The sequence below is a fragment of the Aureimonas flava genome (genome assembly GCF_003583935.1).
Lineage (GTDB): Bacteria > Pseudomonadota > Alphaproteobacteria > Rhizobiales > Rhizobiaceae > Aureimonas > Aureimonas flava.
The window spans coordinates 318,855-341,659 of the sequence record NZ_QYRN01000001.1; the positions used below are offsets into that span (position 1 = coordinate 318,855).

At 64.9% G+C, this 22,805-nt stretch carries 32 protein-coding genes and 1 pseudogene; 18 read left to right on the forward strand and 15 right to left on the reverse strand.

Annotated features, from left to right (window positions below; translation table 11 throughout):
* Positions 1-3 precede the first annotated feature (3 nt).
* Together D3218_RS01555 and D3218_RS01560 are read right to left on the reverse strand one after the other, a co-directional pair.
* On the reverse strand, positions 4-792 hold the full coding sequence (locus D3218_RS01555) for an SDR family NAD(P)-dependent oxidoreductase (protein ID WP_119538130.1): 789 nt from the start codon (positions 790-792) through the stop codon (positions 4-6).
* Positions 789-3,101, reverse strand: coding sequence for a bifunctional salicylyl-CoA 5-hydroxylase/oxidoreductase (locus D3218_RS01560; protein ID WP_119538131.1), 2,313 nt, complete (start codon positions 3,099-3,101; stop codon positions 789-791). Before D3218_RS01560 ends, D3218_RS01555 begins: the two co-directional genes overlap by 4 nt.
* 404 nt (positions 3,102-3,505) lie before the next feature.
* On the opposite strand from D3218_RS01560, the pseudogene D3218_RS01565 reads away from it, so the two are divergent.
* Positions 3,506-4,180 (forward strand): annotated as a pseudogene (locus tag D3218_RS01565) (TetR family transcriptional regulator C-terminal domain-containing protein); the annotation flags it as partial.
* A 61-nt stretch (positions 4,181-4,241) separates the two neighbouring features.
* Here D3218_RS01565 and D3218_RS01570 read toward each other — a convergent pair.
* From D3218_RS01570 to rutA, 5 genes are read right to left on the reverse strand one after another with little or no spacing between them, the layout of a single operon-like run.
* A complete protein-coding gene (locus D3218_RS01570) occupies positions 4,242-4,760 on the reverse strand; it encodes a flavin reductase (protein ID WP_119538132.1) in 519 nt (172 codons plus the stop codon).
* The gene (gene rutD / locus D3218_RS01575; protein WP_119538133.1) at positions 4,757-5,548 is read right to left on the reverse strand and encodes a pyrimidine utilization protein D; all 792 of its coding nucleotides are present in this window, start codon (positions 5,546-5,548) and stop codon (positions 4,757-4,759) included. Before rutD ends, D3218_RS01570 begins: the two co-directional genes overlap by 4 nt.
* A complete protein-coding gene (gene rutC, locus D3218_RS01580; RefSeq protein ID WP_119538134.1) occupies positions 5,545-5,934 on the reverse strand; it encodes a pyrimidine utilization protein C in 390 nt (129 codons plus the stop codon). The genes rutD and rutC overlap by 4 nt, the downstream gene beginning before the upstream one ends.
* 13 nt (positions 5,935-5,947) lie before the next feature.
* Complete coding sequence (gene rutB, locus D3218_RS01585; protein ID WP_119538135.1) at positions 5,948-6,700, reverse strand: pyrimidine utilization protein B; 753 nt, start codon at positions 6,698-6,700, stop codon at positions 5,948-5,950.
* A complete protein-coding gene (gene rutA / locus D3218_RS01590) occupies positions 6,697-7,788 on the reverse strand; it encodes a pyrimidine utilization protein A (protein WP_119538136.1) in 1,092 nt (363 codons plus the stop codon). The genes rutB and rutA overlap by 4 nt, the downstream gene beginning before the upstream one ends.
* Positions 7,789-8,517: 729 nt before the next feature.
* Between rutA and D3218_RS01595 the strand changes: the two genes are divergently transcribed.
* Positions 8,518-9,747 (forward strand): tyrosine-type recombinase/integrase, encoded by a 1,230-nt coding sequence (locus D3218_RS01595; RefSeq protein ID WP_119538137.1) that lies wholly within the window; start codon positions 8,518-8,520, stop codon positions 9,745-9,747.
* A gap of 69 nt (positions 9,748-9,816) precedes the next feature.
* Here D3218_RS01595 and D3218_RS19440 read toward each other — a convergent pair whose 3' ends face one another.
* From D3218_RS19440 to D3218_RS01610, 4 genes are all read right to left on the reverse strand, one after another.
* Positions 9,817-10,185 carry a hypothetical protein gene (locus D3218_RS19440; RefSeq protein WP_136625033.1) on the reverse strand — a complete coding sequence of 123 codons (369 nt, stop codon included), beginning with the start codon at positions 10,183-10,185 and terminating at the stop codon, positions 9,817-9,819.
* 91 nt (positions 10,186-10,276) lie between these two features.
* Entirely contained in the window at positions 10,277-10,930 is a 654-nt protein-coding gene (locus D3218_RS01600; RefSeq protein WP_119538138.1) for an SOS response-associated peptidase, read from the reverse strand.
* 65 nt (positions 10,931-10,995) lie between these two features.
* Positions 10,996-11,520: a hypothetical protein gene (locus tag D3218_RS19445; protein WP_136625034.1), complete on the reverse strand. Its 525-nt coding sequence runs from the start codon at positions 11,518-11,520 to the stop codon at positions 10,996-10,998.
* 58 nt (positions 11,521-11,578) lie between these two features.
* Entirely contained in the window at positions 11,579-12,301 is a 723-nt protein-coding gene (locus D3218_RS01610) for a hypothetical protein (RefSeq protein WP_136625035.1), read from the reverse strand.
* A 16-nt stretch (positions 12,302-12,317) separates the two neighbouring features.
* Between D3218_RS01610 and D3218_RS01615 the strand changes: the two genes are divergently transcribed.
* A complete protein-coding gene (locus D3218_RS01615) occupies positions 12,318-12,548 on the forward strand; it encodes a hypothetical protein (protein ID WP_119538141.1) in 231 nt (76 codons plus the stop codon).
* 7 nt (positions 12,549-12,555) lie between these two features.
* On the opposite strand, the gene D3218_RS01620 is transcribed toward D3218_RS01615, so the two are convergent.
* The 3 genes from D3218_RS01620 to D3218_RS20350 form a co-directional block, all read right to left on the reverse strand.
* A complete protein-coding gene (locus tag D3218_RS01620; protein WP_168990384.1) occupies positions 12,556-13,068 on the reverse strand; it encodes a helix-turn-helix domain-containing protein in 513 nt (170 codons plus the stop codon).
* Positions 13,065-13,406 carry a DUF4258 domain-containing protein gene (locus tag D3218_RS20345; RefSeq protein WP_119538143.1) on the reverse strand — a complete coding sequence of 114 codons (342 nt, stop codon included), beginning with the start codon at positions 13,404-13,406 and terminating at the stop codon, positions 13,065-13,067. The genes D3218_RS01620 and D3218_RS20345 overlap by 4 nt, the downstream gene beginning before the upstream one ends.
* Before the next feature lie 100 nt (positions 13,407-13,506).
* Positions 13,507-13,971, reverse strand: a complete 465-nt coding sequence (locus D3218_RS20350; RefSeq protein ID WP_119538144.1) for a helix-turn-helix domain-containing protein — start codon at positions 13,969-13,971, stop codon at positions 13,507-13,509.
* Positions 13,972-14,080: 109 nt separating this feature from the next.
* Between D3218_RS20350 and D3218_RS01635 the strand changes: the two genes are divergently transcribed.
* From D3218_RS01635 to D3218_RS01690, 15 genes are all read left to right on the forward strand, one after another.
* Positions 14,081-14,368: a hypothetical protein gene (locus D3218_RS01635; protein WP_136625036.1), complete on the forward strand. Its 288-nt coding sequence runs from the start codon at positions 14,081-14,083 to the stop codon at positions 14,366-14,368.
* Positions 14,369-14,431: 63 nt separating this feature from the next.
* Positions 14,432-14,845, forward strand: a complete 414-nt coding sequence (locus tag D3218_RS19605) for a hypothetical protein (protein ID WP_168990385.1) — start codon at positions 14,432-14,434, stop codon at positions 14,843-14,845.
* Positions 14,842-15,120, forward strand: coding sequence for a twin-arginine translocation signal domain-containing protein (locus D3218_RS19610; protein WP_168990386.1), 279 nt, complete (start codon positions 14,842-14,844; stop codon positions 15,118-15,120). The genes D3218_RS19605 and D3218_RS19610 overlap by 4 nt, the downstream gene beginning before the upstream one ends.
* Entirely contained in the window at positions 15,120-15,563 is a 444-nt protein-coding gene (locus D3218_RS01645) for a hypothetical protein (protein WP_119538147.1), read from the forward strand. The genes D3218_RS19610 and D3218_RS01645 overlap by 1 nt, the downstream gene beginning before the upstream one ends.
* Before the next feature lie 2 nt (positions 15,564-15,565).
* Positions 15,566-15,946 (forward strand): Rieske (2Fe-2S) protein, encoded by a 381-nt coding sequence (locus D3218_RS01650; RefSeq protein ID WP_119538148.1) that lies wholly within the window; start codon positions 15,566-15,568, stop codon positions 15,944-15,946.
* Positions 15,946-16,392 (forward strand): hypothetical protein, encoded by a 447-nt coding sequence (locus D3218_RS01655; RefSeq protein ID WP_119538149.1) that lies wholly within the window; start codon positions 15,946-15,948, stop codon positions 16,390-16,392. Before D3218_RS01650 ends, D3218_RS01655 begins: the two co-directional genes overlap by 1 nt.
* Before the next feature lie 140 nt (positions 16,393-16,532).
* Positions 16,533-16,889 carry a hypothetical protein gene (locus D3218_RS01660; protein ID WP_119538150.1) on the forward strand — a complete coding sequence of 119 codons (357 nt, stop codon included), beginning with the start codon at positions 16,533-16,535 and terminating at the stop codon, positions 16,887-16,889.
* A 161-nt stretch (positions 16,890-17,050) separates the two neighbouring features.
* Positions 17,051-17,797, forward strand: coding sequence for a hypothetical protein (locus D3218_RS19450; protein ID WP_136625037.1), 747 nt, complete (start codon positions 17,051-17,053; stop codon positions 17,795-17,797).
* A gap of 122 nt (positions 17,798-17,919) precedes the next feature.
* Positions 17,920-18,144, forward strand: coding sequence for a DNA-binding protein (locus D3218_RS01665; RefSeq protein WP_245414877.1), 225 nt, complete (start codon positions 17,920-17,922; stop codon positions 18,142-18,144).
* A gap of 5 nt (positions 18,145-18,149) precedes the next feature.
* Positions 18,150-18,350 (forward strand): hypothetical protein, encoded by a 201-nt coding sequence (locus D3218_RS19455; RefSeq protein WP_136625038.1) that lies wholly within the window; start codon positions 18,150-18,152, stop codon positions 18,348-18,350.
* Complete coding sequence (locus D3218_RS01670; protein WP_119538151.1) at positions 18,347-18,646, forward strand: winged helix domain-containing protein; 300 nt, start codon at positions 18,347-18,349, stop codon at positions 18,644-18,646. Before D3218_RS19455 ends, D3218_RS01670 begins: the two co-directional genes overlap by 4 nt.
* Entirely contained in the window at positions 18,643-18,855 is a 213-nt protein-coding gene (locus tag D3218_RS01675) for a hypothetical protein (RefSeq protein WP_119538152.1), read from the forward strand. Before D3218_RS01670 ends, D3218_RS01675 begins: the two co-directional genes overlap by 4 nt.
* On the forward strand, positions 18,852-20,285 hold the full coding sequence (locus D3218_RS01680; protein WP_119538153.1) for a replicative DNA helicase: 1,434 nt from the start codon (positions 18,852-18,854) through the stop codon (positions 20,283-20,285). The genes D3218_RS01675 and D3218_RS01680 overlap by 4 nt, the downstream gene beginning before the upstream one ends.
* Positions 20,282-21,172, forward strand: a complete 891-nt coding sequence (locus D3218_RS01685; protein WP_136625039.1) for a hypothetical protein — start codon at positions 20,282-20,284, stop codon at positions 21,170-21,172. Before D3218_RS01680 ends, D3218_RS01685 begins: the two co-directional genes overlap by 4 nt.
* Entirely contained in the window at positions 21,172-21,450 is a 279-nt protein-coding gene (locus D3218_RS01690) for a hypothetical protein (protein WP_210209619.1), read from the forward strand. Before D3218_RS01685 ends, D3218_RS01690 begins: the two co-directional genes overlap by 1 nt.
* Positions 21,451-21,455: 5 nt before the next feature.
* Here D3218_RS01690 and D3218_RS19460 read toward each other — a convergent pair whose 3' ends face one another.
* A complete protein-coding gene (locus tag D3218_RS19460) occupies positions 21,456-22,766 on the reverse strand; it encodes a hypothetical protein (protein ID WP_136625040.1) in 1,311 nt (436 codons plus the stop codon).
* Positions 22,767-22,805 lie beyond the last annotated feature (39 nt).

Sequence of the window (22,805 nt, forward strand, 5' to 3'; positions counted from 1 at the left end):
TGTTCAGCCGGCCATGACCTCGCCGCCCGCGACGGCGACGGCCTGGCCCGTGATGGCGGAAGCGGCGGGCGAGGCGAGCCAGAACACGGCGTCGGCGACCTCCTCGGGCGAAACGAGCCGTCCTTGCGGGTTGGCCCGGGTAAACTCCCGCAGGGCCTCCTCGCGCGTGCGCCCGGTCTTGGCGACGAGGCGCTCGACGGCCTCGGCGATGATCGGCGTGTCGGTGAAGCCGGGGCACACGGCGTTGACGGTGACCCCGGTTCTCGCCAGCTCGAGGGCAAGGGCGCGCGTCAGGCCCACCACGCCGTGCTTGGCGGCGCAATAGGCGGTGACGTAGGCGTAGCCGACGAGCCCCGCCGTGGAGGCGACGTTGACGATGCGCCCGCCGGCCCCGCCGGCGCGGATGTCCGGCAGGGCGGCCTGCGTCACGTTGAAGACGCCCGTGAGGTCCACCGACAGGACCTTGGCCCAGAGATCGCCGCCGGTCTTCTCGAACGGCGCGCTCGGCGCCTCGCCGGCGTTGTTGACGAGGATCGAGACGGGGCCGAAAGCGTCCCGCGCCGCCGCCACGCCGGCCGCGACGGCGGCGGGATCGGTCACGTCGAAGCCGGCGGCGACGCGCGTGTCGGGCCCGAGCCGCTCGGATAGGGCACGCAGCGGCGCCTCGCGCCGCCCGGCGAGCGTCACCCGCGCCCCGGCCAGCGCCAGCCGCGTGACGATCGCCGCGCCGATGCCCGAGCCCGCGCCGGTGACCAGCGCGTGGCGGCCATCAAGGGTGCGTTCGGCGATCATTGCGCCGCCGCCCGTTCGAGATTGGTCTCGAACTGTCGCTTCGCCGATTGGTACTGCCGGGGCCAGGGCACCTGCCGGATGCCGATCCTGGCCGCCTCGTGCAGCGCCCAGGCGGGATCGGCCAGATGCGGCCGGGCGACGGCGCACAGGTCGGCGCGGCCCGCCGCGATGATCGAGTTGGCGTGGTCCGCCTCCGAGATCGCGCCGACCGCGATGGTTGGGATGCCGACCTCGTTGCGGATCTTGTCGGAGAAGGGCGTCTGGAACAGACGGCCATAGACCGGCGCCTCACCCTTCCAGACCTGACCCGACGAGCAGTCGATCATGTCGGCGCCCGCGTCCTTGAACAGGCGTGCGAAGACCGCCGCATCGTCCGGCGTGTTGCCGCCCTGGAACCAGTCGTGCGCGGACAGGCGCACCGAGATCGGCCTGTCCTCCGGCCACGCCTCGCGCACGGCGCGGAAGACCTCCAGCGGATAGCGCGCCCGGTTCTCGTGGCTGCCGCCGTATTCGTCGTCGCGCCGGTTGGTCAGCGGCGACAGGAAGGAAGACAGAAGGTAGCCGTGGGCGCAGTGGAGCTCCAGCCAGTCGACCCCGGCATCGGCCGCGCGGCGCGCGGCGGCGACGAAGTCGGCGAGCACCCGGTCCATGTCCGCCCGGTCCATCGCCTTCGGCACCGCGGAATGCGCAAGGTAGGGCAGGGCCGAGGCCGACAGGAGCGGCCATGCGCCCTCCGTCAGCGGCTCGTCGATCCCGTCCCACGCGAGCCGGGTCGCGCCCTTGCGCCCGGCATGGCCGAGCTGGATGCCGAGCCGGGCGTCGGTCGAGCCGTGCACGAAGTCCGCGAGGCGCCGCCAACCTTGCGTCTGCGCGTCGTTCCACAGGCCGAGGCAGCCCGGCGTGATGCGCGCGTCCGGCGAGACGCAGGTCATCTCGGCGAACACCAGGGCTGCGCCGCCCAGGGCGCGGGCGCCGAGGTGGACCAGGTGGAAGTCGCCGATCAGGCCGTCGCTCGCCGAATACATCGCCATGGGCGACACCACGATGCGGTTCTTCAGGGTGACGCCCCGCGCGCGATACGGCGTCAGCATCGGCGGCAGGGGGCGCTCGCCCTCCGGCGCGGACGGCGCGCCCGCCTGCGCCGCGAACCAGCGTTCGTAGCCTTCCAGCCATTCGGGGTCGCGCAGGCGCAGGTTCTCGTGGCTGATGCGCTGCGAGCGCGTCAGCATGGAATACATGAACTGCTCGGGCGCAAGCTGGTCGGCATAGCGCTCGCCCACCACCTCGAACCACTCCATGGCGTTGCGCGCCGCGTTCTGGATGCGCGCGACGTCGACGCGGCGGATCGCCTCGTAGTCGTCGAGGACTGCGGGAATGGCGTCGCGCTCATGGCCGTGTGCGTTGAACTGGCGCGTCAGCTCGATCGCATCCTCCAGCGCGAGCTTGGTGCCCGATCCGATGGCGAAATGGGCGGTGTGCGCCGCATCGCCCATCAGCACGACGTGGGAATGGCCGTTGAAGTGGCTCCACTTGCCGCAGACGAGGCGCGAGAAGTTGAGCCAGGCGGAGCCGCGCAGGTGCCGCGCGTTGCTCATCAGCGGCGCGCCGTCCAGCGTGTCGGCAAACAGCCTCTCGCAGAAGCTTATCGATTCGTCCTGGCTCATCGCTTCCAGCCCATGCCGCTGGAACGCCTCCTCCGTGGTCTCCACGATGAAGGTCGAGGTCTTGTCGTCGAACTTGTAGATGTGCGCCTGGAACCAGCCGTGCTCGGTCCTGCGGAAGTCGAAGGTGAAGGCGTCAAACAGCTTCTCGGTGCCGAGCCAGACGAAGCGGTTCGGCCGCTTCGCGAGGTCCGGCTCGAAGATGTCGGCATAGGCGTTGCGGACCTTGGAGTTGAATCCGTCCGAGGCGATCACGAGGTCGGCGTCGGGGAAGTCCCGGTCGCCGTTCGCCTCCGTCTCGAAGCGCAGCTCGACGCCGAGCGCCTCGCAGCGCGCCTGCAGGATGTTGAGCAGCTTACGGCGTCCGATGCCGACGAACCCGTGGCCCGTGGTGCGCTGGCGGGTGCCCTTGAACAGGAGTTCGATATCGTCCCAGTGGTTGAAGGCGTCCTCGATCTCGGCCGCGCTCTGCGCATCCCACCGGCGCATCGCCACCATCGTGGCGTCCGAGAAGACGACGCCCCAGCCGAAGGTATCGTAGGGCCGGTTGCGCTCCACCACCGTGATCGAATGCTCCGGGTGGTTCTTCTTCATCAGCAGCGCGAAATAGAGCCCGGCAGGACCGCCGCCGATACAGACGATACGCATGGGATGGGCCTCTTGGTTCGCGCGTTCGGCAAAATGATTTAGGTCTAAAATAAATCTGCGCTCGTGGGCGGTCAAGGGCTCGGCGAGGCGTCGGCGTCCGGAGAGGCACCATCGCAGCCGAACTCCTCCTCCACGCTGACATGGAAAATGCCCGTGTGAGATTTCCCTCGGCACACGCCGAACTTCGGACGAGGCTTGCTCTCGCGGATGGCCGGACACCACGAAGGCGGCGTTCGACGAGCGGCCCGCGGCCTTCGGGCGGCTTCGGCGGGAGCGGGATGGCCGGAGACAGCCTCCGGCAAAGCCCATTGCCTTCCAGTTCCCGTCGCCTCTACGAGAGATGGGCGCGCGCAAGAGACGTCATGGGCTGCGGGGCGCGGATCGCCATCGGGCAGGGAGACGGCATGGGCCGAAAGGGGACAGAACGGCCGGAGACGCGGTCCGCGATGCCGACGACCCGCATTCAAGCGGCGACGCGGGCGGTAATCCTGGACGCCGCGCTGGACGTCTTCTCGCGCCACGGCTTTCGAGGGTCGACCGTGGACGACATCGCGGCGAAGGCCGGCCTGTCCAAGGCGAACCTCCTCTACTACTACCGCCGCAAGCAGGACCTCTACGAGGCCGTGCTGGAGCGCACCCTCAAGGAATGGCTGCAGCCGCTCGAGGCCATGGCCGCGGACGGCGACCCGGTCGAAGAACTGCGGCGATACATCAACGCCAAGCTCGTGATGTCGGCCGAGCGCCCCGAGGCGTCGCGCCTGTTCATGAACGAGATCCTGGCCGGCGCTCCGGTGATCCTGCCGACCCTCGAAACGACGCTTCGCGTGCTGGTGTCGCAGAAGGCCGCGATCATCCGGACATGGGTGTCGGACGGGCGGTTGGCGCCGGTGGATCCGGTCCATCTGATCTTCGCGATCTGGGCGACCACGCAGCACTACGCCGATTTCGATACGCAGATCCGCGCGGTCCTCGGACCGGATGGCGCCCGGCCGGGCTTCCACGACGAGGCCGCCCGCGCCGTCCTGGCGATCATCCTCGACGGCGTGCGCCCGCGCGCGCCCATCGCCGACGATCACCCGCCGGCCGGGCGCCCGGGGCCGGTGAAGCCGAGGCCGCAGGCAGCGCCCGCGAAACGACCGCTCATATCTCGCGGTACGATCGGTCGACGTAGATCAAGGCGCCTCCGTCGCTCCGGGAGTTGACCGAGAGAACGCGGCAGAACAGCACCTCGTGGGTGCCCGCGCCCGTCGCCGTCACAATCTCGCAACCGATCGACACCAGCGCGCCCTCGAGTTCGGGCGTGCCGGACGCGTTCTCGGTCCAGGTTCCCGTTCCGAACCGTTCCACCATGGGGGTGCGGCCTCCGAACAGGCGGCTGAGGTCTGCCTGTTCGCCGGCAAGGACGTTGATGCAAACCCGCCCGTTGCGCCGCACGGCCGCATGGGCCGACGAAGCGCGGTTAAGGCAGACCAGCAGCGTCGGAGGATCGTCGGTCACGCTGCAGACGGCGGTCGCCGCGAACCCGGCGCGCCCGCCGGGTCCGTCGGTGGTGACGATGGTCACGGCCGCGCCGAGCCGGGCCATCGCGTTGCGGAAATCGAGGCGGTCGACCTCGGGGGCGGTTGTGCGCGGGCCAGCGGGGGCGGGCAGGGCGTTCATGGGGGTGGCGCCTTTCCCGTTTCGGTCAGGAACGACCGGAGAGCCGCGTTGAACCAGGCCGCTTCGGTGATGTTGACCGCATGGGCCCCAAAGTCCGAGAGCGCGAGGGCGGCTTGCGGCATCGCCTCCGCCAAAGCGAGCGAGCGCGTATAGGGCACGAGGAGGTCGTCCCTTGCAGCCACCACAAGCGTCGGCACCGCGATCTCGCCGAGACGCGCTTCCACGTCGAAGGCCCGCAGCGCAGCGATACGAGACAGGACGTTCTCGCGCCCCTGGAAGTGCGCGATCGCGTGCGCGACCTCCGCCTCGACGCGCTGGTGGTTCTCGGCCATCCACGCTCCGGGATAAAGAAACAGCGGCTGCGCGCGGACGAAGGCTTCGACGCCCGCTTCCCGGAGCAGCGTGATGCGGGTGTCGAAGCAGCGGCCGGACTGGGCGTCGGCCCGTCCCCAGGCGTTGACGAGGACGAGGCTCTCCACCGGAGAGTCGGCCCGCAGCGCAAGGTCGAGACCGATCAGACCGCCGAGCGCGTGGCCCATGAAATGGAAGCGGCCGAGCCCGGCGGCGGCCGCGACCTCCAGAACGTCGTCGGCCATGGCCGAGATGCCGCCGGCCGCGACGCCGCCGCTTCGGTTCGTGCCGCGATGGTCGTAGGTGACGACGCGAAAATGCGAGGCGAGCGCCTCGATCTGTGGCGCCCAGTAGGCGCCGGCGCCGCCGAGCCCCGAAGAGAGGACGATCGTCGGCGCGTCGTCGCACCGGCCCTGGATCTCGTGATGCAGGCTCATGGGCGGCCGATATGGGCGACGGTGGCGATCTCGATCAGCGCCTCGGGCTTCACCAGGCCGCAGAGGATGCAGTAGCGCGCCGGCTTGTCCCCCGGAAAATACTCGGCGTAGACCGAGTTGACGGCGGCATAGTTCGCCCAGTCGGTGAGGAAGATGTGGTTCATGGTCACATCCTCCATCGACCCGCCCGCCGTCTCGATGACGGTCTTGATGGTTTCGAGGACATGGCGCGTCTGCGCCGCGGCGTCGCCGACATGCACGACGTCGTTGTTGCGGTCGAAGGGCAGGGTTCCCGAGACGTAGACCACGCCGTCGGCGAGCGTGCCGGGCGAGAAGGGCGCGATCGGTTTCGACGTGCCTTCGGGAACGACGATGGATTTGGGCATAGGGTCTCCTGGTTCAGATCGAAGGGGTGGGAGAAGCGGGCGCGGCCTGCGAGACGGCGCCGCAGAAGTCGCCGACCGTCGAGACCCAGCCGAAGAAGGTCTCGATGTTGTAGGCGGCCGCCTCCTGGATCGAAGCGGGGCCCAACTGATGGGTCGCGTCCTCCAGCATCACCGCGAAATATTCGAGGTGGAAGGCGTCGCGCAGCGTGCTCTCGACGCAGACATTGGTGGCGATGCCCACGAACACGAGGTTGCGGATGCCCCGCGCTCGCAGCGTGCTGTCGAGGGTGGAGTTGAAGAAGCCGCTGTACCGGGTCTTCGGCACGAGGAGATCGCCCGGCTGGGGCTGCAGGGAATCGACGATCGCGTAGTCCCACGTGCCTTTCGCGAGCAGCGTCCCCTGCAGTTCGGGGTGCCGGCGCATGGTCTTCAGAGCGTTCGACTTGTGCCAGTTGGGCGAGCCTGGCCCGCCCGCCTCCTCGTAGCCCTGGTCCCAGCCGTTCTGGAGATAGACCACCAGCAATCCGGCGGCTCGCGCCGCCTCCAGCGCCTTGGCAATGGCGCCGATCGTGCTCTGCGCGCCGGAAATGTCGAAGCCCGCGAGGTCGACGTAGCCGCCGAGCGTGGCATAGGCGTTCTGCATGTCGACCACGACGATGGCGGTCTCGTGGGGCGTCAGGGACAGGGGCTCGGGGCGCGCGGGCAAGGTCACGCTGCCGAGCGCCTGCGGCCGGGAGACATGGCCGGCGACCGGAGGCGCGCTCATTCCGCCGCCTCCCGCTGGGAGACGACGTGGCGGCGGGAGGCCATCAGCGGCTGGACGCGGGTGCCGAACGCCTCCACCCCTTCCACGAAGTCGTCGAAGGTGAGCAGCACGCCGCCGGTGCCCGGCACGGCCGCCACCTCGTCGAGGAGACGCGCCACCGTCTCGTAGGAGCCGACCAGGGTCCCCATGTTGATGTTCACGGCGGAGACCGGGTCGGCCATCTGGCGGACGTTGGTGTCCGCCCCGGACTTGGTGTCGGCCGCGCCCTGGATCCCGAGCCAGGCGATCGCCTCCGCGTCGGCGCCGGCCTTGTAGTGTTCCCATTTGGCGCGGGCCGCCTCGTCGGTCTCGTCCGCGATGATCATGAACAGGACGAAGGTGGAGACGTCGCGCCCCGTCTCGTCCGTGGCCGCCTTCAGCCGCTCGGTGTTGCCGGAAAAGGCCCGGGGCGTGTTGACCCCGACGCCGAAGCAGAAATTGTAGTCGGCGTGGCGGGCCGAGAAGGCCATGCCGGCATTGGACGAGCCGGCGCAGATGATCTTGACCGGCGCCTGCGGCCGGGGCGACAGGCGGCAGTCCTCCATCTGGAAGAACTCGCCCTTCAGATCGGAGTGCGCGCTCTCCCAGAGTTCGCGCAGGATCGTCGCGTATTCGGCGAGGTAGTCGTAGCGCCGGGCGAAATACTCGTCGCCCGGCCAGAGGCCCATCTGCGAATATTCCGGCCGCTGCCAGCCGGTGACGAGGTTCAGCCCGAAGCGGCCGTCGGAGATCGAATCGATCGTGGCGGCCATGCGCGCGACGATCGCCGGCGGCATCACCAGGGTCGCGGCCGTGGCGAAGAGGCGGATGCGCGTGGTGACGGCGGCAAGGCCCGCCATCAGCGTGAAGCTTTCGAGATTGTGGTCCCAGAACTCCGTCTTGCCGCCGAAGCCGCGCAGCTTGATCATCGACAGCGCGAAGTCGAAGCCGTGCCGCTCTGCGCTGAGCACGATCGCCTTGTTGAGCGCGAAGCTCGGCTTGTACTGCGGAGCGTTCTCCGAGATCAGCCAGCCGTTGTTCCCGATAGGGATGAAGACACCGATTTCCATCCGTCCTCCTGCTCCCGCAGAGCGGTCCGATCGCCGCTCCGTTGATGCAGCAACTCGCGTGCCAGACGGAATTTCTCGTTAAGCATCAGTGCGTTGTCGATTCGCGCGCTCGGGGATCGCTTGGTTCGGTCCGAAAAACTGACCAAATGGACAAAAATCAATGGTGGGTTGCGGAAATCTGCGCCACGAGGTGCACACGCGTTTTGCAGTCGGATGGAAGATACGGCTCGGCCCCGGCAGATCGGAGGGCGTGTGCCGATCGCACGCTGTCGAACTTTTCAGCAGGAAACGCAGATCGATGGAGGGAACGCCCGCTTCGCCATGCGCCATTCCCCATCAACCTCTTACGGTTTCGCGCCGATACGTTTGATCAGCAGGCGAGCGACGACGGCATGGCTCGCCTCGAGCAAGTCGGCTTGCGCAAATGCCCCGCTCCCAACGAGCGATGTCCGCATGCCGGCCGTCAGCGATGGTTGCGTGGTCGACAGACCTCGGTCGGATCGAACCCACACGAGTGTCGCGCAATCGAGCGTTCACGAAGGTTTGCAGAGCGAGCTGACGGGGTGCGGCATGGCGGAGAGGATGTCCGACGAACTGACATCTCTGCACGTCCCCCGTTCTATCATAAGGCCGTGCGCTGCCGGGGTTCTCATTCTCTGGTCGTATCCCGTCATCTCCGGTAATATCCCGACATCCCAACTTCAAAGTGGGGAAGGAAGTGGGGAAGGCATGGCACGAGGCGGGAACAAGCTCACCGACACGGCGGCGAAGTCGAGCGCGCTCAAGGCCGGCCGGCATTCGGACGGGGGCGGGCTTTACCTGAACGTCTCGGCCTCGGGCTCGAAGTCCTGGCTGTTCATGTGGGTGGTGGCCGGCAAGCGCCGTGAGATGGGGCTGGGAGCCTATCCCATGATCGGGTTGGCAAAGGCGCGCAAGCTCGCGAGCGACTGTCGCGATGCCGTGGCCGAGGGCAGGGACCCGATCGCCGAGAAGAAGGCCGAGGCGCCTAGCGAGCCGACATTCGGGGAATGCGCCGACGACCTTATATCGTCCATGAAGGGCTCCTGGCGAAATGCCAAGCATCGCGACCAGTGGATGACGACCCTAAGCCGGAAACGCGACGACGACGGCGCCCTCGTCCGCGACGGGTACTGCCTCAAGCTGATCGACCGGAAGGTGAGCGCAATCGGCACGGACGATGTGCTAGCGGTACTCAAACCGATATGGGCGACCAAGGCCGAGACCGCTTCTCGGCTCCGCGGTCGGATTGAGCGCGTGCTGGACTATGCTAAGGCCAAGGGCTGGCGAACGGGCGAGAACCCGGCGCTCTGGCGCGGCCATCTCGCCAACATCCTGCCGGCCCGCCAGAAGCTCCAGCGCGGCCATCATGCGGCGATGCCATACGATCAGGTGCCGGCATTCCTTCAGCAGGTGAGGGGAGCCGAGGCGCTGGCAGCTCGTGCGCTGGAACTGACGATCCTGACCGCCGCCAGATCCGGAGAAACTTTGAACGCAGTTTGGTCGGAAATCGATCTGGAGCGCGCCGTGTGGACCATCCCGGCCGGCCGCATGAAGGCTGCGAAGGAGCATCGCGTGCCGTTGGTCCCGCGCGCGGTCGAGATCCTTAAACTGCTGCACGAGGCGAGAACGGGCGACCATGTGTTCCCCGGCCAGAAGCCGGGCCGGCCGCTCTCCAACATGGCTATGGAGATGCTGCTTCGGCGCATGAAGGTGGACGTGACGGTTCACGGCTTCCGCTCGGCGTTCCGCGATTGGGCCGGTGAGGAAACCAGCTTCCCGCGCGAGGTGGCGGAACAAGCCCTGGCGCACACGGTAGGGGATGCGACCGAGCGGGCCTATCGACGCGGCGACGCACTGGAGAAGCGCCGGAAGCTCATGGAGGCGTGGGCGTCATATCTGACGCCTGCGCCGGAGGGGGTGGTGAAGCTGCGGGCTTAGCGTCTGGTCCACCATCCATCAGACGGATCACGGCTCGACACGGCACCATTGTCAGGTCATCGAAGCGCGTCATCGTGCGGGCAGCACGAACACTTTGCATGGCCCCTCTACCTTTATCAGTCGGTAGCCCATCAAGCGGTACCATCGCTCAACCTTCGGGTGGGGGCTGTAACAGTAGGAAACGACTGGCAGGTTGCCAGCTTCGGCTTGAATCTGGCGCATGTAGCGGCGACCAAAGCGAACGGACGGCACGTCCGGCTCATAGAAACGATCGGTTGCGAGGAACGTGGTGGCCAGGGCTTCTCCCTCGGCTGTCTCTTCCCACGCCATCAAAGCGACGTTCGCGCCATTGTGAACTAGCGTTGCAGCGCACCCCGCCTTGATGGCGGCCTTTATAGCCTCTTTCACGTCCGCAAGCGTTACGTCGGCGAACTTCATTTCCTCGTGGGTGCGCACCGACAAGTTTCGCGATACGGCTCTGAAGTCTGCGAGCGAACTCGGCTTCGCTTCCATACGGCAACCCCTCCACCTACTCGGCGCTATCGCTGCGATGCCCCCTGGTCACGATCTTGAGCCCGTCGTCCGGTAGCGGGCGCTGGAGCTTCGTCGCCTCCGACCAGTCCGCCCGCATCCACACGTCGAACTCCTCGGGCTCCGTCAGGATCACGGGCATAGCCTTCGGATGGATCGGCCCGACCACACCGTTCGCGTCCGTCGTCAGGAACCCGTAGGCGTCGGTCGTGATCTCGCCCTCGGCCTTCTTCCGGGTCGACGTCCATTCCGTCCAGATGCCGGCGAAGGCCATTAGGGGGCGGTCCTCGTCGGCCGCGAACCAAACCGGCACCTTCTTCCCATCCACGGTGTCGTACTCGGAGAACGAGGTGAACGGTACGAGGCAGCGGTGAGCCGGCCCGAGCCAGCGGCGCCAATGCGGGCTCTTCGTGTTCCGCACGTTCGTCACGCCCGGGTCAGTCGTGCGCCCCTTCAGGGCGAACTGTGGGGACGGCATGCCCCAGCGGGCGAGCTGCAACGTCCGATCGCCGTCTCGCGTGGTGACGATCGGCGCCGCGGCGTCGGGGAAGATGCCCGGCATCGGTGGGAGGTTGCCCGTCCGGTCCTGCGTTGCACGAGTGAAGGCGACGATTGCGGCCTGGCCCTTTGTGAGCGAATAGAGGTTGCACATCAGGCCGGTTCTCCAGACGGATGAGCGCAGCTTGCTTCAGAAGTTTGTTAGGCCATCATGGCGGGTCAAGCTGACGCCATCCGTGCGGTCAAAGCGCTTTCGTAAAGCGGGCTGCCATGGCGGGACTGTCTCTCATCAGCCGAATTCCAGATGCGCCAGTCGAATGTGACCCAGTCGCGGAAGACGCCGTCGTAGATTTTCGCGGTCTTGAGGTTGATGAACTGGAGGGTGCTGTGCCGCTCACCGTAGCCGTTATCGACCGACAAAAGTGGTCCATCTGGCGAGAGCGTGATCGCGCCCGACACTTCACCCCGCTGACGCCCGCCGACTGAACTCCGGTCAGGCTGCGCTTCCAAAACCCAATCGGCCCCATAGCAGTAGACGTCTGCGGTAGCGGCTCCAAGTTGGGCCTGATGAAGGTAGGGAGGTACGCTTGTATCCAGCGGGATCACGCAAAAGAACCTCCTGGATGGATGAGGTTCGTTCAGTGCTAGGGCGAGCGAAAAACCGGCGTGAAATTCACCAAGAGCCAACTCGCCTCCGGTCATCAAACGTACTTCTTTAGTCTCGTATCCCGGCACCGTCCGCATTCCGCTTCCTCTCACAGGCATTGGTTGGGGTGGCTTCAGTCTCTGAAGTGCGAAGGCGTCACAGCCGTGCGTTAGGAGGCGGGGCTATATTGGCCCAGCGCTCGGCGATCGAGGTGCATGCGGCTTCCATCGATGCAAATCGCCGCGCGGAGTCCGTTGGCGCTTGGTAGACGACGCCACTGTGGGCGTCGATCGTCAAGCACAGCCCATTCTCTGGTGTCGCATCCGGGTCATGGGTGGTCCTGGCTAGGTAGCCAAGCAGGAACGCCGACTGCCATTCGCCAACGGCTGGCGGCAGTGGCTTGCGCTTTGCGTACCTAAGCGCAGCGGCCCCCAGCCGTCGGCGGTTGTTGCGGGTCGTCCGCTCCAGCATCAGATGAAGCTCAACCGTCACGCGCATGCCGCCCACCATTAGCGGCTGCCGATCGCCTGGCGGTAGGCGCTCTACGTCGGGCAGCTCAATGGCCGCGCTGACTTCCGCAAAGCGCTCGATATAGTCGGCATTGTGCTGGTTCGTGTCTGCTTCGAACGGCGTGTCCGCCATTCGGTCTCGCAAGCTCTCCACCTGCTCGCGCAGGTATCCTGCGTCCGCGTCGCCCCGCAGATATCGACCGATGGCCAACTTGGCGTCGTCGTGCTGTAGAATGCGCGCGACCGGCTGGTACTTGCACGAGCGAACGAGCGTGCGGCGTACCTGTTCGGAAGCCGCCATAAAGTCGGCGAGGGTGCGCATATTGATTTGCGGGCGCGCAACCTCACGATGCGTGCGCTGATCTGACACGATGGCTCCAGGTGGGATGATGGGAAGCTACTATTTCAGCAAACAGCTCGCTGACGGCGCCACGCTCTGCCTGGCGCCGTTAACGAACGATCAGCTCGCATGCAGCGGCCAAGAGGTCGCAGATCCGAGCGGCTACTTCCTATATGAGCGGGCAGGCGACGGGCAGGCATCTCGCGTCGAGATCCTGGCGCAGGTCTTCTCTCAAGAAGGCCTCGATAGGCTACGACAGGTTTTCGACCTGACGTGATGCACGCTTACGCTGCGCGCGCGTCATCGGTCCACCGCTGGCCGCAGTAGATCATCACCACGTTGTCGGACGTCTCATCGCTTTCGTTGAGGCGTCGCAGTCGTGCCAGGAAGTCGTTGAGCAGCACGCCCCGCTCCTGTTCGGGTACGAACGAGAGAAGGTAGATGACGCGGAGCGCAAAAACGGCCGCGCCGTTGGCTTCGCATTGCCCCTTCTCCCAACGCGCAACGCTCTGGTCGGATACGCTCAGCATGCTCGCAAGCTCGCTCTGGGTCATATCCAACTCGTTGCGCAGGAACCGCAGCTCCTTGCCAGAGGGCGCCTTCCGCTCAAGGACAATATGCATGCCAATGGCCTTATGCAGACCATCCACGTCCTTGACCGTCAGAAACTCCTCGCCATCATCCAACTCGCGCGTGAACCCGTTACGCAGGATGATGTTGTCCAAGCCGCAATCCTTGTAGTGGTAAGGCGTGGTGTTGATGTCCTCGCCTGTCCTCATGAAGTGCTGGACGTTCATCTGATGTCTTCCCATTCGACCGTTTTGACGTTCAAGCGACCGTTCTTAACAAGTAGAACGACCACGCCGACGTCCCGGCGTCCTCGCATATTGCGAATGAATTTGGCCTTCAACTCGCCTGGATACTTTCCAAGCTCGATAGGGCCAACGACGTCTCCTTCTCGAAGAACGTATAACGCTTGACGGATCGTGATATCCCGCTCTGCCATCCGATCGAGCGCGTGCTGTGACCACCGCACGTTTTCGGAATTGGCAGCGAGCTGCCGAACTCGCTGGGCAACAACGTGAGGCTTCGGGACACAGACCGAAACTCGTTGGGGAGGAGGATCATCCGTCATTGCCTATCATTATGATAGGTGGAGAATGCCTGTCAACCGTTAAGGTTGCGTAACCCGCGAACAGATCGGAGCCCTAGAGGCGTGAGGGCAGCGCCCATCATCACTTCGACTTCGCATCTCGCGTAGCGATGAAACGATCCCATGTGGCCTCCCCTGCGTCGATCGCAGCTTGGATTGCTCCTCGGCCTTCCAGATATGCCTCCAACTCCGGCCAGTCGGCCGCATCTGGCATGGTGCGGTCCATGCGAGCATCGCCAATGAAGTCGCCGACGGGGTCGTTCGTCTTCTCGGCCTGACGAATGAACTGGAGGAAGGTCAGCGGCCCAGCCTTCCGCAGCCGCACGCCCGGCCCCTGGCCGTTCTCGTCGATGAAGATCACGCCGGCCTCCTGGAGGGCAGCGACCACGGCCGAAACGTTGTTCGGCATACCGACAGCGGGTCCGTCGCTGGCCTCCATCCGCTTCAACGTCGGCACTGAAATACGCGCGGCTTCGGCAAGCGCACTCTGGGAAAGCCCTGCCAGCGTCCGAGCGGCGGCAAGCTGGCGACCGTGCGGTTTATCCATTTAGCTCGTTTTTATCTAAAGGTGTTGACATAAAGATCGATATGATCCAAATGTATCACATCGAGACCGATGCACAAGGTCAATAGCCATGCACAACCGATCCGCTTTCATGAAATCCGTCTGGGCGCACTTCCGCCGCGTCGCCAGCCCCCACCGGCCGTTCTGCCGCAAGCTCTTCTCCCAGGTGCTCGCCTTCATGTGGAAGTCCGAGCGCGTCCGCATCCAGGCCGCCCGCGAGGCTGCCGTCCGCGTCGCCGCCACCCCGATCGTCGTCTCGGCGCCGGCCCGCCCGCTGTCGCCCATGGAAGCCCGCATCGACGGCCTGAAGTACCTGTCCGCCCGCTACCGCATCGACCTCATGGCCGCGGAGATCCGCGCCGAATACGCCAACGCTTGAGATTACCCGATCCGCTTAGGACTGAGCGCATCGCCTGACCCCTCACAATCTGGAGCCTATCCCATGTCGAACCGCACGGTTCCGGCAGCCGCCGAAGGCTTGCCGATCATCACCCGCCGACAAGCTCTTCGCACGCTCGCCGCCGGCTCCGCTGCTGGCGCCCTGGCCGGCGGCCTCTTCACTCTCGCCGTGCCGGCCGCCGAGGCCGCGGCCGATCCCTGCCTCGCGTTCGTCACCGCATGGGACGCGGCGTCCGATCAACTCGCTGCCGCGCCGCACGATGCGCAGGAAGACGTTTGGAAGGCTCGTTGCGAGCCCTTCGACCGCGCCGCCTTCCGAGGCGAGATCCCCGCCGCCACGACCGCTGCCGGTGCTGCCGCAGCGATCCGCAAGGCCATCAACTTCGGCGACATGCAGGAGCAGGACGAAGCCCTCGTCCGCGCCGCTCTCGCCTATCTCGACGGAGCCGCATCATGAACCGACGTTCCTTCCTCCAACGCCTTGGCATCGCCGCCGCGATTGGTGCGACCGGCTCCGCTCTGGCAACGCCGAGGCCGACGCGCCAGCAGCTTGAGAGGTACTACGCCCTTCTGTGGCGCGAGCATCATGCCTTGGCGAAAGAGCTGGGTATCGACATGTTCGAGCACGACATCGTTCTGGATGCCGGGCACCGCGAAGCTACCTCGGCGGCGCTGGTTGGTCCCCCGTCCTCACGCGCCATTGCGCTGCTGACTGCGGCGGGGTGCGCGTGATGGTCAGCCGCCGCCAGTTCCTCACCACCACGGGCGCCGTCGCATCCCTTGGCCTCTGCGCCGGCATCGTCGCTGGCGTGCCCGGCTGCACTCCCGCGCCGGCCGCCGAGCCGATCAATGCGGACCTCGCCTTTGCGATTGAGCGTCACCGCGCCGCTCTGGCCGACATGGAGGCATCGGGCCGCGTGCAGGAAGCCTGCGAGAGCGCCATGCGCATGCTGGAGACGCCCGACACCCGTTCGGCCTTCGACGCAGCGGACGACGCCTTTGACCTCGACTGCGAGCGTGAGCAGGCCGCTCATAACCGGGTGATCGCCGCGCCCATCTTCACCTTAGCCGACATGCGCGCCAAGGCGTCGTACCTCGCCAGCGTCTCCCAGCACATGATCCACGATGGCGACACCATGGCGGCGCTCCTGACGAGCATGGGCGGGGAAGCCTGACCATGGCGAACTATCTCGACGCCAACTCCGACGAACGGCTGATGGTCGAACACCACCGCCATGACGGAAGCGGGATGATCCCTGTCGCCGCTGATGGAATGCTCGACGCCATGGTAAGCGCTCGCTGCATCAACGGCTATGCCCTTAGCTCTCCGCTTCCTGTCGCTGATTACGTCGTCGGCTTGAAACTGCTGGGCAATCGGTTTTCGGTGTTCCGCGATAGCCGAGGCCATCAGCGGGTCGGCGTCATCTTGCCGGTGGACGAGCGGCCCGCCTCTTGGGCCAGACACGAACGAGCCATTGAGGCGGCTTTCGGCATACATTCGAGCCGCGCCGACGAACTGGTGGAGTTCCTTTTAGAACGCGATGGGGAGGCCCTGTGATGCTCTCCCGTGCTCTGCCCCAACCCGCCCGTGCCCTCGACGTGCTTTCCGCTGTCCCGGCCGGCTGCGTCGTCCACCGCGAGCGCGACGACACCAACGCCCCGCACATCCGAGCCGGCGAGAGCATCATCGCCGATCCTGCCGACTGCGAGCCCCTACGCGGTGAACTGTTCCTGATCGAGTGGAGCGGCGGCCGGCGCGACGTGATGCAAGCCGTCCTGCGGCGAGAGCCCGGCATCGTGCAGTCTGACGGATCGCGAGCCGAGCAGGACATGTGGACCCTGACCGGGCTCAGCTTCTGCCTGGCTGAAGGGCCGATGTCGGAAGCGCATCTGCGGTCGAAAATCGTGAGTCGAGTGATCGGCCTCTACGATCCGGCATTCGAGGCACGAGCGGAATGCCTCCCGGTCGCGCTCCGGCCGCGCGAGACGCAGCCGCCGACCTGACGGCACCCACTCCGACGCGTCAGAACTGACGCTTTTCGCGAAAGCCGCATCACCCCGACCAAACCCCTGCGGCGCAAAGGGTCGACACGATTTTTCGGCCGGTTTTTGGCCTGCCGCATCACCCCCATTCCGAGGTCGCCATGAACGTCCATATCCGACCGGCGCATGTCGCCAGTCTGCCCGCCATCCTTCGCGATGTCGCCGTGTCGCCGGCGGTCCTGGCCGAGCCCGAGGCACCGCCGGCCATTGCCCTCCTGTGCGCCTCGATCGGCAGGACGGCGGCGGACGTGGCGGCGCTCCTCTTCACGTTGCCGATGCCCGAATGCCTTCGCGAGGTGTTCGAGGTCGAGATCCGACAGGCCATCGTCGCCGAGCTGCTGACCCGGCCGGCGATCGACGACGTGGAGCGCAAGCACATGGAGGACGTCGCGTGGATCGCGTTCGACCGCCGGCTAGAGCGTCACGAGTGGCGCTGCGCGCTCGGCGGGAAGGCGTGACCATGCGGCTCGCCTGTGAACAATTGCAGAACGGGATCTCGCCTCGGCTGTCCCGATCGCCCTATATTCGAATGGCGCGGGGCCGGCCGGCCAGCCGTCGCATTCCACCACCGCCGGAATGCTTGCCCCGCGTCACCCCTCGGCGGTTGGCGGTGACGTGCATGCACGGGAAAGACGCTTTACATCCGGCCATGACCGCGACGCGGTGGACGCTCGGCGAAGCGTTGGCTTGGATCGCAACCCGCCAGCCTGAGGCTATCAAGGGCAACGATGGTGCGGCCGACCTTTGCGTCTGGATGGCACTGAACCCCGCCCATCAACCGTACCCGTACCCGGAGCCTTCGGAAGCCTGGGTTGCGCTGTCGGAGGCGATGGCCTTGGGACTTCATGGCCTCGGAACGTCTGTGCGAATGTTCTGGAATGGCGGGCCGGTTCAACACACGGTCGGCGTTCCGTTTCCGCCGAAGGAGCAGCTGGGCGCTGCTCTCGACTACGGTGTCTACAGCGAGAGGCCATCCATCATCCGTCCAATCGAAGCGCTAGGTGCGCACAGTTGGGTGGAGATCCACGACCTTTCCTTCTGGCGAGCAGACATCATGGCGTGGTTTCCCGCGCTTAGTATGCCCGTGTCGAGAGCCGAAATCGTGGGCGATGCGGGGCGTGGCACGGATGCTCGTCCGCTGAGAGCTGGCCGGCGGCGGGGTGCACCATCGCTCGCAAACGCAGATGAGGACGCGCTTAGCCGCATGCGGCTGCTGTTCGTTTCCGGCGGTGACATGAACGTCACGAAGGCCGCGAGTATCGTTGTGGCAGAGGGTGGCGTTGCTGGCGACGGCACCGACGAGAGCAAAGCGAAGCGCCTTGAACGCCGGTATCGCTCCGCATTTCCCGCTGGCCCTATTGGGTAGGGAGAGAATGGGAGCGAATTGCGTCGAATATTCTCCCAAGTATCGCTCCCATTCGATCCCGCGCTCTCCATAGTATTCGTGCGGCAAGACGCGTTCTCTGTGCATCTCAATAGGAGACGCACATGGACGACGCAGCAAACCCCAACAGCTTCACCGCCGAGCGCGGCGCCATGTCGGTGCCCGAGTTCTGCACGTGGGCGACGATCAGTACGGCGAGCTTCTACCGCGAGGTCACGGCCGGCCGCATCACAATCCGCAAAATCGGTCGCAAGTCCGTCGTGACGATGCCCGATGCGCTGGCGTGGCTCGCCGCACTCCCCGTCGCCAAGTTTCGCGAGGCCGCGTAAGCACCATGCCCCTCAACGAAGAAACCCGCCGCACGGGCATGTGCGGGCGGGCTTCGAATGTGTCTCTTGGCAGCGACACTTTCGATCTAGCCCACACCGACCTCATTTTCAATCAGGCAGCACGGATCGCACGACGCTTTGTCGTGAGCGACGCCCTGGCGCGCACCATTGCCGAGCACGCCTTCAGCAATGGAGGCTCGGCATGAGCCGCTACACCGTTCTCGCTCGCATCCTTCCTGACGGCCAGCCTATGACGATCATCGGGCGGGACGCTTGGTGCCTCGAGCGCCTCCTGGCGGCCGGCGCACGCGGCTGCACACCGATCGAGCAGCCGGCCCCGCGCTGGAGCCACTACGTCTGGAAGCTGCGCACCCGTCACGGCATCGTCGTGGAGACAATCGACGAGGGGCACGGCGGCCAGTTCGCGGGCACCCATGCCCGCTACGTCCTGCGCTCGAATATCGAGATCCTGCGCGACGATGACCAACGGAGCGCAGCATGAACCCGGCGCCCGATCATTCCGACGCCATCGCGGCAGCCGCGTTCGCGCGCTACGCCGAAGCTTCGACGCGTTTCCAGCAGACGCACCGCCCGGCCGACGCCGCAGCCGCACGCCGCGCCTATCGCGGGTTTGTCGAGGCTTTCCTGACGCCCGCCGAGCAAGCCGGGCTTGCGGCGGCCGGCGTGCCCGGTCTCGGGAGGCGCGCATGAGTGTCGATCCGAACGGCGAGGGCTTCATTCCCGAACTGGAGCAGTCCCTTCTTGGGGCTCTCCTCCTCGGCCAAGGACTTGCTCGCGTGCGCCCCATCGTGCGCGCCGAACACTTCGTGGAGCCGATTCATCAGGACATCTTCGGCGCCATCTGTGACGCGCACGAGCGCTCCGGCTCGCACGGCGTGCCGCTCGTCGCCAAGCTGATCCCCGAGCGCGTCCACATGGCGCTCAAGCTGCGCACCGACATGAACGTGCTGGGCTACCTGTCTCGGATGGCGGCCGATACGGTGCATGGCGGTTCGCTGATCGAGAAGGCAGCGAAGGCCGTCGTCGAGCAGTGGGCGCGTCTCAACGTGGCGGTTCATTGCGAGCAGATTGCCATCGCAGCGCGCGACCCAGCCGCCGACCCGTCCATCCTCGGCCGACAGATCGGATCGGCCGTGGAGGGCGTCCTGTCCGACGTGCGCGGCTCCGGCGTCCGGCGCTCGCGCTTCTCCATCGGGCAGGCGGCCGAGGCGGCCATCGCGTCGGCTCGGGCGGCCAAGGAACAGGGGCACGGCCTCACCGGCCTGTCATGGGGCCTGACGGACGTAAACCGCCTCACGGGCGGCATGCAGCGCAAGGATCTGATCCTCGTCGGCGCCCGGCCTTCCATGGGTAAGACGTCGCTCTTGATCTCGTCGGCGCTCGCTACGGCCCGCGCCGGCCACGGCATCGGCATCCTGTCCATGGAGATGGACGCCGAGAAGCTGACGGCGCGTGCCCTATCGGACCTGTCGTTCAACGGACACGTCCAGGTGCCCTATGCCAGCATCATCAGGGGCCAGCTCGACGACGGACAATTCGCCGCGGTGGAGGAGATGGGGCGCCGCCTTGACCAGTTGCCCATCGCGATCGACGAGGCGTCGGGCACGACCTTCGACATCCGCGTGAAGATCGAGACCATGATGGAGCAGTTCGAGCGCGCCGGCTGGCCGCGCCTCGAATGCCTGATGGTGGATCACCTGGGCTTCGTGCAGCCCTCGGCTCACTACCGCGGCAACCGCAACAATGAGGTGGGCGAGATCACGCGGGCGCTCAAAGGCTATGCCAAGGAATACGGCCTCGCCATCGTGCTCCTGTCGCAGCTCTCGCGCCAGCTCACCCAGCGCGACGACAAGCGTCCCCAGCTCTCCGACCTTCGGGATAGCGGCAACATCGAACAGGACGCTGATGTCGTCGTGTTCCTGCATCGCGAGGCCTACTACCTCGATCGGGAACGAGCGACCGGCGACCGCGAGACCGAACGCGTCGAGAAGCTGGCGGCCTGCCAGCACCAGCTCGAATTCATCATCGCCAAGCAGCGCAACGGACCCGTCACGACGGTGGACCTGTTCTGCGACATGGCGTTTTCGGCCGTCAGAAACGGCGATCGGAGGTCGCTTTGAGCCGCCAACCTTGGATGAAATTCTTCCCCGCCGACTGGCAGTCTGACGTGCTGCTTCGGTCCTGTTCCATCGCCGCGCGGGGCCTCTGGATCGAGCTTCTATGCATCATGCAGAAGGCCGAACCGGTGGGGCATCTGCTGGTCAACGGCAAGGCTCCGGCGCCCTCGCTGCTGGCAGTCCTGTGCGGCACTTCCGAGAAGGAAATCAGGCGTTTGCTCGACGAGCTGCGGGAGGCCGGCGTGTTCGACGAGGCTGACGGGGTTATCGTCAGCCGCCGCATGGTGCGGGACGCGGAGAAGGCCGAGAGGGATAAGACCAACGGCAAGAAGGGCGGCAACCCGGCGGTTAAGGCGGGGGTTAACCCCCCGGTTAAGCCTTCGGTTGAGGGGGGGATAAACCCCATATTCCAGAAGCCAGAAGCCAGAAGCCAGAAGAATACTCTTGGTGCATCCGCACCGATTGAGCCGGCTGCGCCGGACCCGTTCGAGGTGTTCTGGAGGCTCTATCCGAAGCGCGATGGCTCAAATCCGAAGAAGCCAGCGAAGGAGAAGTTCGAGAAGCTAGTGAAGGCTGGCGCCGATCCCGAACAGATCACCGCCGCGGCCATCCGCCTCGCAGCTAAACATCCGAAGCCGACGCCCTACGTGCCGCAGGCTCTCAAATGGCTTGGCCAGGAGAGGTTCAACGACGACGACACCAGCGCGACGATCCACGCCCTGGTCGGCGACGAGCAATGGAGCAAGCGCCTCGCCTATGCTCGTCGTGAGCGTCAGTGGGCCAGGATCGAATGGGGCCCAATGCCCGGCGAACATGGGTGCCGTGTTCCCACACACCTCCTCCAGCCCGATGACGGCCAAGGTTGGACAGCTCAGAAGGAGGCTGCGTGATGCCTCATGTACTACCCGTCCTCATGCGGCCCGAAGAGATTATCGATCTGAAGGAAGCGGTCTATCGCACCGGCAAGAACGAGAAGACTATCCGGCGCTGGTGCAAAGAGGATGGGATCGGTCGGCGCACTTCGCCTGGCGCGCCTTGGGAAATCTCGGCCGTTGCGCTCGAGGCGAAGCGATACGGCGATGTAGAGGCGCTGGAGGAGCTGCGGGTAAACTCGGGCCGCACCGCCAACAGCGCCCGCTACCGAGCCATGCTTGGCATGCCGAAATAGACGGCTCAGTTTAATCCCTCGTCGGCGGGATGTTCAACTACATATTGCTCCAAATTATTTCGACTGAGGATCGCTGATATCTCGGTGGAGGGTATTTTCTTTGCAGCGTAGCAAGCTGCGATGAAGTCTGTGTAGCCTCCACTACCAATCAAGTCGGATACACCGTCGTCCGCGGATTTCGCGATTTTCTCAAGATCCTCCGCTGTTATGAATTGGGAAAACTTCACCATAAATAACGATGAATAACTGTTCGTGCTCGCCCAGCTTCGGGAACTGGCGAATAAAGTTACAGCTCTCTCGACGACTTCGCGAGCAGGATCGGATATAAGATTTCCCAATTCTTCTGCTGATAGCTTGCTTACTTCAAGCCTCGCTTCAGTTTTCAAATAAGATACTAGCAACGCCTTATTGAGAAGGTTTGGCCGCTCGACGAGCTTTTCATCCTGGATCAGAGCTTTGAGTGTGGAATGATCTTCTGGTGGAACTTTCTCGCCAATATCTAAGCTTCTCACCAAGATTGCAGCGGCGAAACGGATCGAATCTTTTTCGGTTCGCCGAAGTAGTTTGATGCAGTTTGCCAAAACGCGCGGCGCTGCTTCCCGTCGGTCCATTTCGAGAATGGCCAGCACAGATCTGACGACGGAATTCTTTTTGTAAAATCCACTCGCCTTATCAGGCCACCCGAACATTAGGGTGTCAACGATAGACCTTATGAGTGCGGGCCTCGCGTTTTTAAGCTCAGTTCCGCTAAGTCTTGACACCGCATCTTTAATTGTCTCGGGAAAATACGTTGACAGGATTACGGCGCCCACAGCGTCGACGGCAGCTTTACCGTGTCGCGGCGGCTGTGTCAGAACAAGATTTAGCGCGTTCACGATATGTAAGCGCGCCAGTTCTGCGTTCGGCGCGTATGGAAGCGATGAATTGAGATAGGTTGGGTGCGCGCATCTATGCCGATCAGAACGCAGCCTGTTCATTTCCTCGAATTCGCTCTTCCCGAAGAAGCCGAATTTGTCTCTGAAGGTTTCCAGCAAGCCTCGCTCAAAATCTAGCAGCTTCCTGAGCGCTTCGGTTTGCCCTTTCTCAAGGGCGTCTTGCCGATTTTCTAGCTTCTTGATCTCCTCCCCCGCCTCTTTGTCTCCTATCGCCGATAAAGAGCGTAGTTTCTCAATGAGATCAAAGCATACAGCTATATATGTAGTAACAATTGCCGCTCTATACGCGCCGCTTTCATAGCATTTGATAGCTTCTGCAATATGTGATTTAGAGCTGTCATTTGTGCATCTAGAAGTAAGTTCGTCGAAACTCGCAATCATCACATTCTACTCGCGGCGTTGGCGGGATCGTCCGGACAT

Bases quoted from the DNA above. Each gene is read 5' to 3' on its own strand.
- rutD (WP_119538133.1), bottom strand. From the start codon at position 5,548: ATGAGCCTGCATCACGAGATCCAGGGCCGGTGCGACGACGCGCCGACG.
- D3218_RS01600 (WP_119538138.1), bottom strand. From the start codon at position 10,930: ATGTGCAACCTCTATTCGCTCACAAAGGGCCAGGCCGCAATCGTCGCC.
- D3218_RS01660 (WP_119538150.1), top strand. From the start codon at position 16,533: ATGAACGTCCATATCCGACCGGCGCATGTCGCCAGTCTGCCCGCCATC.
- D3218_RS19440 (WP_136625033.1), bottom strand. From the start codon at position 10,185: ATGAAGTTCGCCGACGTAACGCTTGCGGACGTGAAAGAGGCTATAAAG.
- D3218_RS19450 (WP_136625037.1), top strand. From the start codon at position 17,051: ATGCACGGGAAAGACGCTTTACATCCGGCCATGACCGCGACGCGGTGG.
- D3218_RS19455 (WP_136625038.1), top strand. From the start codon at position 18,150: ATGCCCCTCAACGAAGAAACCCGCCGCACGGGCATGTGCGGGCGGGCT.
- D3218_RS01635 (WP_136625036.1), top strand. From the start codon at position 14,081: ATGAAATCCGTCTGGGCGCACTTCCGCCGCGTCGCCAGCCCCCACCGG.
- D3218_RS01615 (WP_119538141.1), top strand. From the start codon at position 12,318: ATGATGGGAAGCTACTATTTCAGCAAACAGCTCGCTGACGGCGCCACG.
- D3218_RS01670 (WP_119538151.1), top strand. From the start codon at position 18,347: ATGAGCCGCTACACCGTTCTCGCTCGCATCCTTCCTGACGGCCAGCCT.
- rutB (WP_119538135.1), bottom strand. From the start codon at position 6,700: ATGAGCGCGCCTCCGGTCGCCGGCCATGTCTCCCGGCCGCAGGCGCTC.
- D3218_RS01690 (WP_210209619.1), top strand. From the start codon at position 21,172: ATGCCTCATGTACTACCCGTCCTCATGCGGCCCGAAGAGATTATCGAT.
- D3218_RS01560 (WP_119538131.1), bottom strand. From the start codon at position 3,101: ATGCGTATCGTCTGTATCGGCGGCGGTCCTGCCGGGCTCTATTTCGCG.
- D3218_RS01570 (WP_119538132.1), bottom strand. From the start codon at position 4,760: ATGAACGCCCTGCCCGCCCCCGCTGGCCCGCGCACAACCGCCCCCGAG.
- D3218_RS01655 (WP_119538149.1), top strand. From the start codon at position 15,946: ATGCTCTCCCGTGCTCTGCCCCAACCCGCCCGTGCCCTCGACGTGCTT.
- D3218_RS01675 (WP_119538152.1), top strand. From the start codon at position 18,643: ATGAACCCGGCGCCCGATCATTCCGACGCCATCGCGGCAGCCGCGTTC.
- D3218_RS01645 (WP_119538147.1), top strand. From the start codon at position 15,120: ATGGTCAGCCGCCGCCAGTTCCTCACCACCACGGGCGCCGTCGCATCC.
- D3218_RS19445 (WP_136625034.1), bottom strand. From the start codon at position 11,520: ATGCGGACGGTGCCGGGATACGAGACTAAAGAAGTACGTTTGATGACC.
- D3218_RS01665 (WP_245414877.1), top strand. From the start codon at position 17,920: ATGGACGACGCAGCAAACCCCAACAGCTTCACCGCCGAGCGCGGCGCC.
- D3218_RS01620 (WP_168990384.1), bottom strand. From the start codon at position 13,068: ATGAACGTCCAGCACTTCATGAGGACAGGCGAGGACATCAACACCACG.
- D3218_RS01680 (WP_119538153.1), top strand. From the start codon at position 18,852: ATGAGTGTCGATCCGAACGGCGAGGGCTTCATTCCCGAACTGGAGCAG.
- D3218_RS19460 (WP_136625040.1), bottom strand. From the start codon at position 22,766: ATGATTGCGAGTTTCGACGAACTTACTTCTAGATGCACAAATGACAGC.
- D3218_RS19610 (WP_168990386.1), top strand. From the start codon at position 14,842: ATGAACCGACGTTCCTTCCTCCAACGCCTTGGCATCGCCGCCGCGATT.
- D3218_RS20350 (WP_119538144.1), bottom strand. From the start codon at position 13,971: ATGGATAAACCGCACGGTCGCCAGCTTGCCGCCGCTCGGACGCTGGCA.
- D3218_RS01595 (WP_119538137.1), top strand. From the start codon at position 8,518: ATGGCACGAGGCGGGAACAAGCTCACCGACACGGCGGCGAAGTCGAGC.
- D3218_RS01555 (WP_119538130.1), bottom strand. From the start codon at position 792: ATGATCGCCGAACGCACCCTTGATGGCCGCCACGCGCTGGTCACCGGC.
- D3218_RS01650 (WP_119538148.1), top strand. From the start codon at position 15,566: ATGGCGAACTATCTCGACGCCAACTCCGACGAACGGCTGATGGTCGAA.
- rutC (WP_119538134.1), bottom strand. From the start codon at position 5,934: ATGCCCAAATCCATCGTCGTTCCCGAAGGCACGTCGAAACCGATCGCG.
- D3218_RS19605 (WP_168990385.1), top strand. From the start codon at position 14,432: ATGTCGAACCGCACGGTTCCGGCAGCCGCCGAAGGCTTGCCGATCATC.
- D3218_RS20345 (WP_119538143.1), bottom strand. From the start codon at position 13,406: ATGACGGATGATCCTCCTCCCCAACGAGTTTCGGTCTGTGTCCCGAAG.
- rutA (WP_119538136.1), bottom strand. From the start codon at position 7,788: ATGGAAATCGGTGTCTTCATCCCTATCGGGAACAACGGCTGGCTGATC.